Origin of the sequence: Sphingomonas arantia (assembly GCF_042682045.1) — a bacterium.
Lineage (GTDB): Bacteria > Pseudomonadota > Alphaproteobacteria > Sphingomonadales > Sphingomonadaceae > Sphingomonas_R > Sphingomonas_R arantia.
Window position 1 is genome coordinate 25,197 of sequence record NZ_JBHUGS010000005.1, and the last position, 14,373, is coordinate 39,569.

Consider the following 14,373-nt stretch of genomic DNA (forward strand, 5'->3'; position numbering starts at 1 on the left):
CCTTCTTCAAAACCGGAAATTGCTCTCGAGCCCCAGCATCGTGATCGTCTTCGCGGGCCCCGTCTGACGGATGAACCCGCCGGGTGCGAAGGCGGAGAGCGAGGTCGAAAGTTCGAGTTCGGGGGTCGCCTGCCACGCCAGCGACGCCTCCACCTCGCGCCCGATGAAGCGCGCGGTGGCGGTGCCGGGCGCGCGGATCAGCTGGCCCGGAATGTCGTAGACCCCGTCCGCCCGCGCGTAGCGCCAGTAAGCCATACCGGCGAGGCTTGCGGAGACGCCCGACCCGATCGCCATCGCGACGCGCGGATTGACGCTGACGATGTTGGTCGGACCGACCGGCGACAGCTCACCGAAATACTTGCCCTTGGGGAACAGCGCGTTGAACGTTCCCAACCGCCCGTCGCCGGCCCGCCTGTCGCCGCTCACGATGTTGACGCGCAGCACCGCGTCCGGCGTCAGCGGCGCATCGGGAAAGGACCGCCCGACCTCCGACCCGAGCGTCCACGCCGCGATCCTGCCACCGGCGAAGCGGCCGAACTGCGCGACCCCCTCGATGTTCCAGTGCCAGCCGGCCGCGCCACCGAACAGCCGCGCGCCGACGCTGTGCCGAACCTCCCGCCCCGTCCGCTCGCCGAACGTCGCGGCCCGGTTGCGATACCCGAGATAGTAGAGATCAAGCCCCGAACCCGCGCCGACCGCCGGCACCGTCATGTACGCCCCCCACAGCGCCTTGCCGCGGAATCGCCTGTCGTCGAAACTCCGCGTCCCGGCCGCCACCGGCCGCACCGCCAGCAGGCTGATCGTCGCGCCGCGCAGCGACACCAGCCCGCGCAGCCCGTCGAACGCCAGCGGCACGTTCGGTCCGTAACGCGTGCCGACGAGCCGCTCGGTCCCCAGCGACAGCATCTGCCGCCCGCCGCGCACCGTCACCCCCGCGCCCGCCGTGCTGCCCGTATCGGCGTCGCCCAGCCGAACGTCGACGAACCCTTGCAACAGGTCGACCCGCGTCTCGTCGACCGGTCCCGCCGACGGCGCGACGCCGATGGCATAGGCCGCAATCGGCTGCACGAACGCCCGCACCCCGATCGCCCCCGTGCCGACATGCAGGTCGGCATAGGGCATCGCGCGCAGCCAGAGATAGCCGTCGTCCGGCGCCTCAGCCCCGCCCCACAGGCTGTCGCGATACGCCTCGTTCCGCGCGCGCAGCTCGACGCCGGTGGTCAGCCAGGCCTCCGCCCCGACCGGCACATATTTGAACCGGCCGGTCCAGTGCGCCGCCCGCTCGGCCGGATCGGCCAGCGCGGTCCAGTGCTCGTCGTAGCGCGTGATGGTCAGCGTCGGCGCCTGCCACGCCTCCGTGGCGGCCGGCGCGGCGCCGGGCTCCGTCTGCGCCGCCACCGGGGCCGCGACGCAGATCGCCAGCAGCGCCAGGCTACGCACCGCCCCCGGCTCCTCGCCGCTGCCCGGCCTCCGCCACGATCGCGGCAAGGACGAACCCGCCGATCAGCCCCAGATGCTCGAAAAAGGCGTTGGTCGCCATGAACCGGTCCTGCCCGGCGGGCATCGCCCAGAACGCGTTGGCGGTGATCGCGGCGAACAGGGTGAAGGCGCCCAGCATCCCCGCACCCAGCCACACCAGCCGCCCGGACAGGATCAGCAGCGGCCCGACGATCTCCACCGCGATCGTCGCCGCCGCCCAGAACGCGGCCGGCTGCATCCCGAAATGCGCCTGCTCGGCGACCGCCGCCGGCCAGTCGCTCGCCTTGACGATCCCGCCCAACAGGTACGCCCCGACCAGCGCCAGCCGGGCAAGGAACCCCGTCCAGCGCCAGTCCAGGATCGCATCGACGAAGCGCGGATCGCGCGCGGACAGCGTCGTCATTGCGTGATCGGCGAATGGACTTCGGCGATGTAGCCGCCGGGAAACCGCACGATCGCGGACTGCCGGTCGTTCTCGGTATGCGCCGCGACCAGCGTCTCGACGCCCGCCGCCTGCGCCTTGGCGAGCGTCGCCTGGAGGCTGGCCACCTCGTAGCCCGTCACGTCCCGACCATAGGGCCATGGCAGCTGGTTGTCGGACACCATCACGGTCATGCGGCCGTAGCCCGAGGCGACCCGGATGCGGCGATAGACCTTGCCGGGTTGCCCGATCTCGCCGCCGTCGGCCGCCCTGTCGTCGGAGACGATCCGGCCATGCGCGAACCCGGTCCAGCTGCGGACGAAGGCGTCGGCAGCGTCCGGCGTCAGATAGACACGGTTTTCGGGTATGGTCGCGAGCGTCGGATAGTTCGGCTTGGTGGTGTGCCAGTACATCTGCATGCCGACGCCGCCCGGCCACTGCACCACCGCGTCGCGACCGATCGGGTCGGGAAACGTCGCGATCAGCCGCGTCGCGCCGTGCTTCACCGCGGACGCCACGGCCCCGTCGATGTCGGTGACGAGATACCCATTGCGTTCGGCGCCGAACGGGAATGGAATGGGCGTCGTGAAACCGAACACCGACACCGACCCCGCAGGGGTCAACACCAGCTGCGAGAGGGTCTTGCTGGTGGTCGGCGTGACCTGAAACGCGCCCTTCTTCGTGCTCGTGCCGCCGAAGGTCGCCGTCAGGCTCGCGACGAACCGGTCGAAATCCTCCGGCGCGACATAGACATGCGTCGTGTCATACTGCGGGCCGACCGCGAAATCCGCCGTCGCCGCGGCCGCCGGAACCGTCCGGGCCGCGACCGGCACGACGGGTGCCGCACCGAACAGCGCGATAGCCGACAGGATCGTGAAGCGCTTCATCGAACGTCTCCCTTGCAAATGGATCAGACCGCCCAGCATCCGCAGCCGAACGAACCCCAGAAGCCCTGCACGTCGGCGACGGGCACCTCACGTCCCAGCGCGGCTGCATGGTTATGACCGTGGACCGAACAGGCACTGGCGCAGCCGCACGCGCTCGCCAGCTTCGCTGCGGCCTCCGGCGTGCGGTGGTAGCCGCCGAACGTCGCGATCGGCGACCAGTCGGGCATCGGCCGCGGCAGTGCCGGCGCGAGCGGCGCATAGTCGCCCTCCCCCGACACGACCTTGCCGCCGAGGATCGTCAGCACGGATCGCAGGTGCGGAATGTCGCGCTCCGGCACCGCGAAATAGTCGCCCGACAACACCGCCAGATCTGCCAACTGTCCCGCCTTAATCCGCCCCTTCTTGCCCACCTCGCTTGAAAACCACGTATTCTCGTGCGTCCACATGGCGAGCGCCTTCTCGCGGCTCACGCGGTTGGCACCGGGGTAAAGCCCCAGACCGCCGACCGTCCGACCGGTCACCAGCCAATTGAGCGATACCCAGGGATTGTAGCTTGCGACGCGCGTCGCGTCGGTGCCCGCCCCGACATGCAGCCCGGCGGCGAGCATCTTCGCGATCGGCGGCGTGCGTTCGGCGGCCTTCGCGCCGTAACGCTCGACAAAAGACTCGCCCTGATACGCCATGCGGTGCTGTACCGCGATCCCGCCGCCCAGTGCCGCGATGCGGTCGATGTTGCGATCGCTGATCGTTTCGGCATGATCGAAGAACCAGTTGATCCCGTCGAACGGGATGTCCCTGGCGACCTTCTCGTACACGTCGAGCGCGCGCCCGATCGTCTGGTCGTAGGTCGCATGCAACCGCCACGGCCATTTATGTTCGGCGAGCAGTCGGATGACGGGTTCGAGGTCGCCTTCCATGTTCGCCGGCATGTCGGGCCGCTCGACGCGAAAATCCTCGAAGTCCGCGGCGGAATACACCAGCATCTCCCCCGCGCCGTTGTGGCGGTACGTGTCGTCGCCCTGACCCGGCGTCACCTGCTTCACCCAGCCTTGGAAATCAGCGAGTTCCTCCTTCGGCTTTTGCGTGAACAGATTGTAGCTGATGCGCAGCGTCAGCTGGCCGTCGGCGTGCAGCTTCTCGATGATCGCATAATCGTCCGGATAATTCTGGAACCCGCCGCCCGCGTCGATCACGCCCGTGACGCCCAGCCCGTTCAGTTCGCGCATGAAATGGCGCGTCGAATTGAGCTGATATTCGGGCGGCAGCTTCGGCCCCTTGGCCAGCGTCGCATACAGGATCGTCGCGTTCGGCTGCGCGAGCAGCAGCCCGGTCGGATTGCCCGCGGCATCGCGCACGATCTCGCCGCCCGGCGGATTGGGCGTGTCCTTGCCATACCCCACGACGCGCAGCGCCGCGGCGTTGAGCAACGCGCGATCGTACAGGTGCAGGATGAAGACCGGCGTGTCCGGCGCCACCGCGTTCAGCTCGGCGATCGTCGGCAAGCGCTTTTCGGCGAACTGATGCTCGGTGAAGCCGCCCACCACGCGCACCCATTGCGGTGCGGGCGTCTTGTCCACCTGGGCGCGGAGCATCGCCATGGCATCCGCCAGGCTCGGCACCCCGTCCCAGCGCAGCTCCATATTGTAGTTCAGCCCACCGCGGATGACATGCATGTGGCTGTCGATCAGGCCGGGAATGATCCGGCGGCCCCTGGCGTTGATCACCTCCGCCGTCGGGGCCGCGGCGCGTACTTCCTGCTCGCTGCCGACCACCAGGAACCGGCCGTCGCGGATCGCCACGGCCTGCGCCTCCGGGTTCTCGCGGTCGAGGGTCGTGACCAGGGCGTTGACGAGGATCAGGTCGGTCATGGCGGGCTTCCTTGTGGCGGCGGGCAGAGGGCCGGCGGACGGCGCACCGGCGAAGGCGGGCATGGCCGCGGACGCCGCCAAGCCGGCCAGCGTCTCCCGGCGGGTCGGCGTCATGCGACGTCCTTCCGCGCGGCGTCGGCCGACCGGTCACCCGGCAACCGGCCGAGCACCGGTGCCGCGCAGATGTCGGCCACCGACGCTGCAACCGGCTCCCCGGCCAGCACGCGCCGGACAACCGGCAGGACCTGTTCGCCCAGCAGGATGCCGAGCAGACCGACCAGCGCGATCACCGGCGGCGCGGGCGACTTGACGCCGAGGAGGCCGTACACGCCGCCCACCAGCAGGCCGGCGGCAAGCGCGATCAGATACGGTTTCATTGCGCGGACCTCCCCGAACGTCAGGACTTGGGGGGCGATCAGCCGCGGATGAACGCGAGCAGATCGGCGTTCAGGACATCCGCGTTCACGGTCAGCATGCCGTGCGAATAGCCCTTGTAGAGCTTCATCGTTGCGTTCGGCAGCAGCTTGGCCTGCAACTCCACCGCGTTCTGGTACGGCACGACCTGATCGTCATCGCCCTGCATCACCAGCGTCGGCACCGTGATCGCCTTCAGGTCGTCGGTCTGGTCCGTCTCCGAAAACGCCTTGATGCCCGCATAATGGGCCAGCGCGCTGCCGGTCATGCCCTGCCGCCACCAATTGTCGATCACCGGCTCCATCACCGTCGCGCCCGGCCGGTTGAAACCGTAGAATGGCCCCGCGGCGACATCGCGAAAGAACTGCGCACGGTTGGCGGCCAGCGCACTGCGGAACCCGTCGAACACCGCGATCGGCAGGCCGCCCGGATAACGCTCGGTCTTCACCATGATCGGCGGCACCGCACTCACCAGCACCGCCTTGGCGACGCGGCCCTGCGGCTGGCCGTGCTGCGCGACATAGCGCGCCACCTCGCCGCCACCCGTCGAATGGCCAATATGCACCGCGTTCTTCAGGTCCAGGTGGCGCGCCACGGCGTCCGCATCCGACGCATAATGGTCCATGTCGTGACCGCTATCGACCTGCGCCGACCGGCCATGACCGCGCCGGTCATGCGCCACGACGCGGAACCCCTGCGCCAGGAAGAACAGCATCTGCGCGTCCCAGTCGTCGGACGACAGCGGCCAGCCATGATGGAACATGATCGGCTGGGCGGCCTTCGGACCCCAGTCCTTGTAGAAGATGTCCGTGCCGTCGGTGGTCTTCACAAATCCGCTGCTCATCTTGCTCACTCCATTTGATTGGTTGCGTTGCGATCGGGCGAAGGCACCTGCCGGCAGCAGCGTTGTCGCGGCCGCGCTGGCGGAGCCGAGGACGACCGACCGCCGGGACATCGTGATGTTGGGACCCGCCATGGGATCGTCCTCCTGGCTGGGGTCGCGCGATCAGCCGTGGCTGCCTTCCGAGGCACCGAACATCGTCTTGGCGTATGTGACGCCCAGCCCGTAGGCGCCGCCCCAAATCTTCGCGATCCCGGTGGTCGACTCATATGTCTCGGTCCGCGCCCAGTCGCGCTGCAGCTCGAGCAGATACTGGAGCGACGTCATCGGCACGGCACCCAGCTGAATCATCCGCTGCACCGCGCGCTCATGCGCCTCGACCGAGATGTCGCCGCACGCGTCGGCGATGAAATACACCTCGAACCCCTGGTCGATCGCGGAGGCGACCGGCCCCACGATGCAGACGCTGGTCCACAGGCCCGCGAACACGATCCGCTCCTTGCCGATGCGGTTGACCTCGTCGATCACCGCGGCGTCCTCCCACATGTTCATCGACGTGCGGTCCAGCATCGGCTGATGCTCGAACGCCGCGACGATCTCGTCGAACATCGGGCCGGAGAAGCTCTTCTCGGCCACGGTCGTCAGGATGGTCGGCACGCCGAACGACTTGGCCGCGTGACTGACGAGCGCGGCGTTGTTGCGCAGCTGCGTCGTGTCGATCGACTTCGTCGCGAACGCCATCTGCGACTGGAAGTCGATGAGGACCAGCATGTGATCGGTTGGCGAGATCAGGGACTTGCCGGGTTGCGCCATAGCCTCGATATTCACGATAAATCTCCCGAGATTAAAGTCATTGTTAAATTAGAAGCGATTGATTGGAATACATTTACCAAGAAACAAGGTGGCATGTTCGATGCGATATCGGTCTACCAACCAGCTTTTTAGCACTGACCGCCTTCTGTCTGACCCAAACTGCTAAATCTACTATACCTAGGGTTATGCCCATCTGGCTGTTTCAGCCCAGCAAGCCTCTGCTTGGAAGAACGCAGGGCAAAGGTCGGTACGGAGCGACTGACCGGCAGAACAGCAGTTGCAGTCGGCTCGGCGCCCCGAGGCGTCCTGCCGTGGGCGTGGAACATCCAGCAGCACAAAAACAGGATGGGGGGCTCCGCATGACAGACCGTGCCTCAAATTCAGAGAATTTTACCGTCTTTCACTCGCCATGCGCGGACCGAGCGGGGATGCCGATCACCGGCGTCTGACGGTCAGAGCCGGCCGCCAATCAGACGCGGAAAGGAACCAATCCCATGGCCCATGACCCTCGACCCGTAACCTTGGTGACATTGCTGGGCAGCCTGCGGAGCGGGAGCCTGCATGCGGCCGTCGCCCGTGCGCTTCCGGCGCTCGCTCCCGAAGGCGTCACCGTCTTGGCGCTCGGCAGCATCGCCGAACTGCCGCACTACGACGCGGACCTTCAGGCCGTGGGCTTCCCCCCTGCGGTGCTCGCGATGGCGGACGCGATCCGTGCTGCGGACGGCGTGGTCGTCGTCACGCCGGAGTACAATTATTCGGTGCCGGGTTCGCTGAAGAACGCCCTCGACTGGTTGTCGCGCGTGACTCCTCAGCCCTTCGCCGGCAAACCCGTTGCGATCCAGACCGGCTCTCCCGGCATGATCGGCGGCGCGCACGCCCAATATCATCTGAGGCAGACGATGGTCTTCCTGGACGCGCACGTCCTCAACAGGCCGGAAATCATGATCGGTGGCATGCACGACAAGATCGACGCCGAAACCGGGACGATCACCGACAGGACGACGGCCGACCTCATCGGGCAGCAGCTGGCCGCTCTGGCCGCAATGGCATGATACTGCACGGCGGCAGCGAAGACCCGCCCTCCCTGATCGATCCGGTCCGGAATCCATGACGCCGTCAGATGTCCGTCAGGCCGATCTCCTCGGCATCGTCGGCGGCCCCGAGCGTCAGGAACCGATCCAGCAGCCAGGACGCCGCGGGCCCGGGCGGCGTATCCCGCCGCCAGACCCCGGCGAACCGGTATATGCCGCCCGGGCTTTCCGGCATCGCCAGCCGCTTCAACGTACCCGCGATCAGGTCTGGCCGGACCAACGGCAGCGGCATGTTGCCCCAACCGATCCCCTCCCGCAGCAGGGCATGCTTCGCGCCCAGGTCCGCCAGACGCCAGGTCCGGGTGCCGACCACCGAAAAGTCGCGCCCTTCGGTCAAGGGCGAACGATCCGTCAGGACGAGCTGGACATATCTGCTGCCCGCACCCGGCGGAATGCTGTCCATCCGCGCCAGTTCATGATCCGGGGCCGCCACCGGCACCATGGCGACCGATCCGGCCGAATGACTGTCGGTCCCCTCGACGCCCGCCGCGAGCGGTCCGGAAATGCCAACCACCGCCTTGCGTTCGAGGACGAGTGCCGTGACGGCCCCAAGCGCCTCGACGTGCAGCCGCAACGCGACGGTCGGGTAGGCCGCCGCGAATTCGCGCAGGATGCAGCCCAGCCGTTGGGTCGGCAGCATCACGTCGACGGCAAGATTGACCTCCGCTTCCAGCCCATCGAGCAAGCCCTTCACCTTGGCACGAAGCTCGTCGACGCCCTGCGCGATGCTCCGCACCTCCGACAGAACCGCACGGCCGGCCGTGGTCAGATGCGGCTTGCGGGTTCCCTCGCGGTCGAACAGGACCAGGCCCAGCTGATCCTCGAGATTGCCGATGCCGTAGCTGATGACCGATACCGCGCGGTTCAGCCGGCGTCCCGCCGCGGCGAAGCTTCCCGTTTCGACCACGGCCAGGAAGACGCGCAACTGATCGAACGTCGGTGTACCGGGACCCGCCATTTCACTTCCATCGACCGTTTGCACTCACTCTATCTCGGCGATCGACGCTGTCGAGATCACCCGCCCCGTACACCATCTAAACACAGGGGAAGGCATCGACGGCGGTATCCGGAAATCGCCATATTTTCCCGGATTCGATGCGCCGCAATGACCCGTTCGGGTAGTGCGGAGGCACCCGAACCGGCGATGCGCACCTGTCTCGATCGGCATACGATGCTCGTGCAAGGCAGCGGGTATCGCGTGGCTTGCATCCGCAGAGGGGTCACGCCGATGTTCTTCCATACTGCACCGCTCGCCTATACCTGGCAGATCGAACTGCAGCCTCAAGCGCAGATCGGCATGGCGACGCGGCGCGCGAAACGATCCTTCGCCTTCGGACCGTTCGTGCTGGAACCGGAACGCCAGGCGCTCCTCAAGGACGGCAACAGCGTCCGGATCGGGGGACGTGCGCTGGATATCCTGACCCTGCTGGTCGAGCGGTCCGGCGAGGTCGTCGGCAAGCGTGAACTTTTCGAACGTGCGTGGCCGGACACGTTCGTCGACGAAGCCAACCTGAAGGTGAACATGGCCGGCATCCGACGCGCCCTCGGCGAGGGCCCCGGCACCGCTCGATACATCGCGACGGTCGTTGGGCGGGGCTACCGGTTCGTCGCCGACGTCGTGCCGACCCGGGCATCGACCCGCCAAATGCCAGCCGTTGCGTTGCCCCGGTTCGAAACCGGCCCCTCCCTCATGGCTCGATGAACCCGCGTCGGCGGGCGATGGTGACGGCATGGGTCCGGTCATCCACTCCCAGCTTTGCGAAGGCACTTTTCAGATGCGCTTTCACCGTATCGGCGGACAGATCCAGCCGCCAGGCGATCTGCTTGTTGGGATGGCCCTCCGCCACCAGGCGCAGCACCGAGATCTCACGCTCGGTCAGGTGATCGTCGAGCATGTGCGCCGCCAGCGCGTGCGCCACGTCCGGGCTCATGGCCTGGCGACCGGCATGGACGGCGCGTATCGCATCGAGCAGATCCCGGCGGATGCAGGTCTTCAGCAGATAGCCGGACGCCCCCGCCCGGATCGCGCGCACCGCCTGCGCATCGCCCGGATAGGTGGTCAGGATGACGATCCTCGCCTTGGGCGACCGTCGGCAGATGGTTTCGACCGCCGCGATCCCGCCGATGCCCGGCATCTGGACATCCATCAGGGTCACGTCGGGTCGCAACGAACCGAAAAGCTCGATCGCCTCCTCGCCGGTCGCCGCCTCTCCGATGACGACCATGCCCGCCTCGCGATCGACGAGCGCCGCGATGCCGTCACGGATCATCTGATGATCGTCCACGATCAGCACCCGGATGCAGTCGCCGGACGCGCCATCGGCCATCACCCGAACCCCTCAAGGCCGATCCCGTGGTCGGCGATGTGATCGAGAGCCAAGGTCGGCACTCTCGATATCCCGTCCCGCTTGACGAACCAGGTCTTGCCCCGCCGCGTCTGAGCCATCCGCCCGAAATCGAGCCGCCCCTCCTGCGCCACCCCCCGCCAGACGGCGTGAAGATCCAGAAGAACGAACGCAAACTGCGTCGGAAATTCGCCTAGCCCACACGAATGACCGGACCAGGCCGAACCGGCCACGGTCGTCGACGCCTGCATGTCCCGCCCTCCCCGCCCCGGCCGCGTATAACGTCCTGTCCCGTCAATGCCGCAGGCACCGCCCCCGCGAATTCACCCGAAGTCATCGTGCCATATCCCGCCAAAATCACAAGTCGTTGGCTCCCGTTGTTCGAAACAGACCGGACGCAAGTCGTCAAACCGGACGGAATGCGCGTCCACGCACTCAATCTTGGCACCGCCAGCCTAGTCCCGACTCTGCAACGGCAAACCCTATCCCTCGGCAAGGCACCCGAACTTGTTGACCTCTATTCTTGAAGGCAAAGCCACCAGCGCCGCACAAGTCGTGCAGCTGCCGAAACTCTCCGTCCGTTTTCCCCGGCGACCTCCCTTCCATGTGCAACGAGCTGGTTCGCCACCCTCCGATATCGCAGGTTTAACCGCGCTTTACTTCGCCAGGTCTCCGGCCGGGAGTATCGGACGGATGAAGGTACGGACGCCGATCGCGCCGCGTACAGATGCGGTCCCAAGGAGCAAACCATGCCCTCGCCAACCAGTCCGAACCTCAGCCGCACCGAATGGGCGGCGGTCGCCGTGGCGTTGCAGGATACCGCGCGCTGCGGCTGCACGGCGGAGGCGATCGATGCCTCATCCGGCAGCCTTCGGCGTCTCACCCAGTTTCTGTTCGGACGCCATGGTCCGACCCCGCTCGCGGATCCGCGTCTCGAAGCCGTCCGGCGTTTCGTCTGCGCCAGCCACGTCGGGTCGGGCGCCTCCTCGGATCTGGCAAAGGCGCTGACCGACCACGGGTTCAGTCAGGCGCAGATCGATGCCCTCGATCTGCTGTCGCGCTGAGGCACATCTCAAGCGAGCCCTTGCCGGAAAAGCGCCACATCTATTGGCACTTCGTATCGAGCCGCACGGACCGGATCGAGCAGGTGAAACGCGACTGGCGCGAACGCGGCTTTCCGGAAGTGCCCGACGACGCAGATTTCATACCCCTGCCGGACGAGCCCGGCCCGGTCCGTTATCCATGAGGAGAAATGCGATGCAGCGGTCGAGTTTCCGCCCGGATCGGTCAGTCGGGACCACGGACGTGCCGGGGGGCAGCCACGCCCTACCTCCCGCGGTGGGAGTGGACGGCATGACCGACGACCCCGCCATGATGGACGAGGCGATCGCCGAGGATGCGGACACCGGATACCTCCAGGCGCGCGTCCAGGTCGCCGGGATCGAGCTGATCGCCGACGAACCGGTCTCCGTCGGTGGTCAGGGAACCGGCCCAAGCCCCTACCAGCTCATGGCCGCCGCCCTGGCGAGTTGCACGACGCTGACGCTCCGGCTCTACGCGACCCACAAGGGCTGGCCGGTCAGGCGCATCCGCACGGCCGTGGGGCATGTCCGGACCGACGACGCCAAACGGCCCAGCCGTTTCACCCGCTGCATCGAAATCGACGGCGACCTCGACGATCTGCAGCGCGCGCGAATGATCGTGATCGCCGAGAAATGCCCCGTGCATCGGCTGCTGGTCGGCGGGGCCCAGATCAGGACGCTGGCCAGCAATGCGCCCCCGCCGACACAGCCTGCGATCGACCATGTCGTGGACATGGAGGCGCTGATTGCGGTCGGCCGCGGTTCCTTCGACTTCGCTCGATGATGGCCCGCTCCGCCCACAACCGACCCGGCATCACGGCACGCACGCCGCGGCGATCGGGCAGGATCGTCACGCGATTGACCGTGGCGGCACTCGGCCTGATCGCCGTCCTCACCGGTATCGGCGTAAACGCCCTGCTGGAGGACATCCTCATCAGCGGCATCGCTGCCGGAATGGTTGTGCTTGTCCTGATCTCCGTCATGGATACGTTGGGGCTGCGACTGCTGGTTGATGGCGGTCCCACCACGCATCGGCCGCGCCGTAGATCGGCAAACGGTCTGGAGCGGTCCGGGCCGGAGACTGCGAAGGGGGATGAGCCATGATGCTCGGTCGGCGCGACGTCCTGCGGGGCGGCGCCGCGGCAGCCCTGCTTCCGCTCACCACTGCCGACGGAAAACAAGCAAAGACAGACCTGCTGATCGTCAACGCCCGGATCGCCACGCTGGACCGTTCCAACCCGCAGGCGGAAGCCGTGGCGATCCGCGATGGACGCTTCCTGGTGGTCGGCAGCGAGCAGGCGGCGCGATCTGCCGCCAGGGCCGGCGCCGTGGTGATCGATGCAGGGGGTCGCCGGCTGATCCCCGGGCTCATCGACAGCCACATGCACATCATCCGCGGCGGCCTGAACTACAACATGGAGCTGCGCTGGGACGGCGTCCCCAGCCTTGCGGATGCGATGGCGATGCTCAAGCGCCAGGTCGACCGCACGCCGGCCCCGCAATGGGTGCGCGTGGTGGGCGGCTTCACCGAGCATCAGTTCGCCGAGAAACGCCTGCCGACGATCGCCGAACTCAACGCCGTCGCGCCGGACACGCCGGTGTTCATCCTGCACCTTTATGATCGGGCGCTGCTCAACGCCGCCGCGCTGCACGTCGTCGGATACGCGAAACACACGCCGAACCCGCCCGGTGGGGAGATCGTGCGCGATGCCGCGGGAAACCCGACCGGACTGCTGCTGGCCCATCCGAACGCGACGATCCTCTACTCGACGCTGGCCAAGGGGCCGAAGCTGCCGCCCGAATACCAGCTCAATTCGACGCGCCATTTCATGCGGGAACTGAACGGCTTGGGCGTGACCGGCGTGATCGATGCGGGCGGCGGCTTTCAGAACTATCCCGACGACTATGCCATCATCGAGAAGCTGCACGCCGACGAGCAACTGACGCTGCGGATCAGCTACAACCTGTTCACGCAGAAGCCACAGCAAGAGCTTGCCGACTTCGCCGGGTGGGTGAAACAGGTCGGCCCTGGCCGGGGCGACGACAGCTACCGCCACAATGGCGCGGGCGAGATGCTCGTCTATTCCGCAGCCGATTTCGAGGATTTCCGCGTTGCGCGACCGGATATGCCACCCGGCATGGAGGGGGACCTCGAACTGGTCGTCCGGCTGCTCGCCGAACATCGCTGGCCGTGGCGCCTGCATGCGACCTACGATCAGACGATCGGACGGGCACTGGACGTGTTCGAGGAGGTCCATCGGGACATCCCCCTGACCGGGATCAACTGGTTCTTCGATCACGCCGAAACGATCAGCGACCGCAACATCGAGCGTATCGCGGCGCTGGGCGGCGGGATCGCGATCCAGCACCGCATGGCGTATCAAGGCGAGTCTTTCGTCGAGCGTTACGGCGCGAAGGCTGCCGAGCGCACACCGCCGATCGCGAGGATGCTGGCCGCCGGGCTGCATGTCGGGGCGGGTACCGACGCGACGCGGGTCGCCAGCTACAATCCCTGGGTCTCGCTCAACTGGCTCGTTACCGGCCGGACGGTCGGCGGTCTGTCGCTGTACCCCGCCGCGAACCGTGTCAGTCGAGAGACGGCATTGCGGATGTGGACCCACCAGAACACGTGGTTCTCGAACGAGGAGGGCAAAAAGGGGATGGTGAAGGCCGGGCAGCTCGCCGACCTGGCGATCCTGTCGGACGACTATTTCAGCGTGCCGGAGGCCCGCATCCCGCATCTCCGATCCGTCCTCACCATGCTCGGCGGTCAGGTCGTCTATGGCGACGCGGAGTTCGCTGACCTTTCGCCCAAAATGCCGCTACCGATGCCGGACTGGTCGCCGGTCGCCACGTTCGGCGGCTATCGTCGCACCCAAGAAAAGGCCGCCAAGTTGGCCGGCGCATGCGGCTGTTCTACGGCCTGCAACGTCCACGGTCACGATCACGCCGTCGCGCTCGGTGGGCAGGTTCCGGCGGCCGACGTGCAGGGCTTCTGGGGCTCGCTGGGCTGCGGCTGCTGGGCCGTCTGACCGCACGGCACCGAACGACCCGACACCGCGACATTGCTCCGTGCGGCGTCACGGAAACGACTGACCGCTTTCATTCACTTGCCAAGATCATAGAACAAAT

General features: G+C 67.0%; 17 protein-coding genes. 7 read left to right on the forward strand and 10 right to left on the reverse strand.

The annotated features are described in order from the left end of the window. Positions 1-6: 6 nt before the first annotated feature. The 7 genes from ACFSGX_RS15285 to ACFSGX_RS15315 all read right to left on the reverse strand — a co-directional run bounded on the left by ACFSGX_RS15285 (position 7) and on the right by ACFSGX_RS15315 (position 6,723). Complete coding sequence (locus tag ACFSGX_RS15285) at positions 7-1,440, reverse strand: alginate export family protein (RefSeq protein WP_380931186.1); 1,434 nt, start codon at positions 1,438-1,440, stop codon at positions 7-9. Then, complete coding sequence (locus ACFSGX_RS15290) at positions 1,433-1,882, reverse strand: DoxX family protein (RefSeq protein WP_380931187.1); 450 nt, start codon at positions 1,880-1,882, stop codon at positions 1,433-1,435. Before ACFSGX_RS15290 ends, ACFSGX_RS15285 begins: the two co-directional genes overlap by 8 nt. After that, complete coding sequence (locus ACFSGX_RS15295; RefSeq protein ID WP_380931188.1) at positions 1,879-2,787, reverse strand: glyoxalase; 909 nt, start codon at positions 2,785-2,787, stop codon at positions 1,879-1,881. The genes ACFSGX_RS15290 and ACFSGX_RS15295 overlap by 4 nt, the downstream gene beginning before the upstream one ends. A gap of 23 nt (positions 2,788-2,810) precedes the next feature. Continuing rightward, complete coding sequence (locus ACFSGX_RS15300) at positions 2,811-4,655, reverse strand: amidohydrolase (RefSeq protein ID WP_380931616.1); 1,845 nt, start codon at positions 4,653-4,655, stop codon at positions 2,811-2,813. Positions 4,656-4,765: 110 nt separating this feature from the next. Continuing rightward, positions 4,766-5,032, reverse strand: a complete 267-nt coding sequence (locus ACFSGX_RS15305; protein ID WP_380931189.1) for a DUF1427 family protein — start codon at positions 5,030-5,032, stop codon at positions 4,766-4,768. A 38-nt stretch (positions 5,033-5,070) separates the two neighbouring features. Further along, the gene (locus ACFSGX_RS15310; RefSeq protein ID WP_380931190.1) at positions 5,071-5,913 is read right to left on the reverse strand and encodes an alpha/beta fold hydrolase; all 843 of its coding nucleotides are present in this window, start codon (positions 5,911-5,913) and stop codon (positions 5,071-5,073) included. Positions 5,914-6,075: 162 nt separating this feature from the next. Then, positions 6,076-6,723 carry a hydrolase gene (locus ACFSGX_RS15315; RefSeq protein ID WP_380931617.1) on the reverse strand — a complete coding sequence of 216 codons (648 nt, stop codon included), beginning with the start codon at positions 6,721-6,723 and terminating at the stop codon, positions 6,076-6,078. Between the two features lie 524 nt (positions 6,724-7,247). Here ACFSGX_RS15315 and ACFSGX_RS15320 point away from each other — a divergent pair. Continuing rightward, positions 7,248-7,775 (forward strand): NADPH-dependent FMN reductase, encoded by a 528-nt coding sequence (locus ACFSGX_RS15320; protein ID WP_380931191.1) that lies wholly within the window; start codon positions 7,248-7,250, stop codon positions 7,773-7,775. Positions 7,776-7,839: 64 nt separating this feature from the next. Here ACFSGX_RS15320 and ACFSGX_RS15325 read toward each other — a convergent pair whose 3' ends face one another. Next, entirely contained in the window at positions 7,840-8,772 is a 933-nt protein-coding gene (locus tag ACFSGX_RS15325) for a LysR family transcriptional regulator (RefSeq protein WP_380931192.1), read from the reverse strand. 213 nt (positions 8,773-8,985) lie between these two features. Here ACFSGX_RS15325 and ACFSGX_RS15330 point away from each other — a divergent pair, with 213 nt between their 5' ends. Next, positions 8,986-9,516 (forward strand): winged helix-turn-helix domain-containing protein, encoded by a 531-nt coding sequence (locus tag ACFSGX_RS15330; RefSeq protein ID WP_380931193.1) that lies wholly within the window; start codon positions 8,986-8,988, stop codon positions 9,514-9,516. On the opposite strand, the gene ACFSGX_RS15335 is transcribed toward ACFSGX_RS15330, so the two are convergent. Together ACFSGX_RS15335 and ACFSGX_RS15340 are read right to left on the reverse strand one after the other, a co-directional pair. Further along, positions 9,503-10,141, reverse strand: coding sequence for a response regulator (locus ACFSGX_RS15335; RefSeq protein WP_380931194.1), 639 nt, complete (start codon positions 10,139-10,141; stop codon positions 9,503-9,505). The two genes, ACFSGX_RS15330 and ACFSGX_RS15335, sit on opposite strands and share 14 nt — an antisense overlap. Then, positions 10,141-10,410: a hypothetical protein gene (locus ACFSGX_RS15340; protein WP_380931195.1), complete on the reverse strand. Its 270-nt coding sequence runs from the start codon at positions 10,408-10,410 to the stop codon at positions 10,141-10,143. Before ACFSGX_RS15340 ends, ACFSGX_RS15335 begins: the two co-directional genes overlap by 1 nt. Positions 10,411-10,908: 498 nt before the next feature. On the opposite strand from ACFSGX_RS15340, the gene ACFSGX_RS15345 reads away from it, so the two are divergent. The 5 genes from ACFSGX_RS15345 (at position 10,909) to ACFSGX_RS15365 (ending at position 14,273) form a co-directional block, all read left to right on the forward strand. Beyond that, on the forward strand, positions 10,909-11,223 hold the full coding sequence (locus ACFSGX_RS15345; protein ID WP_380931196.1) for a hypothetical protein: 315 nt from the start codon (positions 10,909-10,911) through the stop codon (positions 11,221-11,223). 20 nt (positions 11,224-11,243) lie between these two features. Next, positions 11,244-11,405: a pirin-like C-terminal cupin domain-containing protein gene (locus ACFSGX_RS15350; protein ID WP_380931197.1), complete on the forward strand. Its 162-nt coding sequence runs from the start codon at positions 11,244-11,246 to the stop codon at positions 11,403-11,405. A 107-nt stretch (positions 11,406-11,512) separates the two neighbouring features. Beyond that, positions 11,513-12,025 (forward strand): OsmC family protein, encoded by a 513-nt coding sequence (locus ACFSGX_RS15355; RefSeq protein ID WP_380931198.1) that lies wholly within the window; start codon positions 11,513-11,515, stop codon positions 12,023-12,025. Continuing rightward, positions 12,022-12,345 (forward strand): hypothetical protein, encoded by a 324-nt coding sequence (locus tag ACFSGX_RS15360; protein WP_380931199.1) that lies wholly within the window; start codon positions 12,022-12,024, stop codon positions 12,343-12,345. Before ACFSGX_RS15355 ends, ACFSGX_RS15360 begins: the two co-directional genes overlap by 4 nt. Beyond that, a complete protein-coding gene (locus ACFSGX_RS15365; RefSeq protein ID WP_380931618.1) occupies positions 12,345-14,273 on the forward strand; it encodes an amidohydrolase in 1,929 nt (642 codons plus the stop codon). The genes ACFSGX_RS15360 and ACFSGX_RS15365 overlap by 1 nt, the downstream gene beginning before the upstream one ends. Positions 14,274-14,373: the final 100 nt, after the last annotated feature.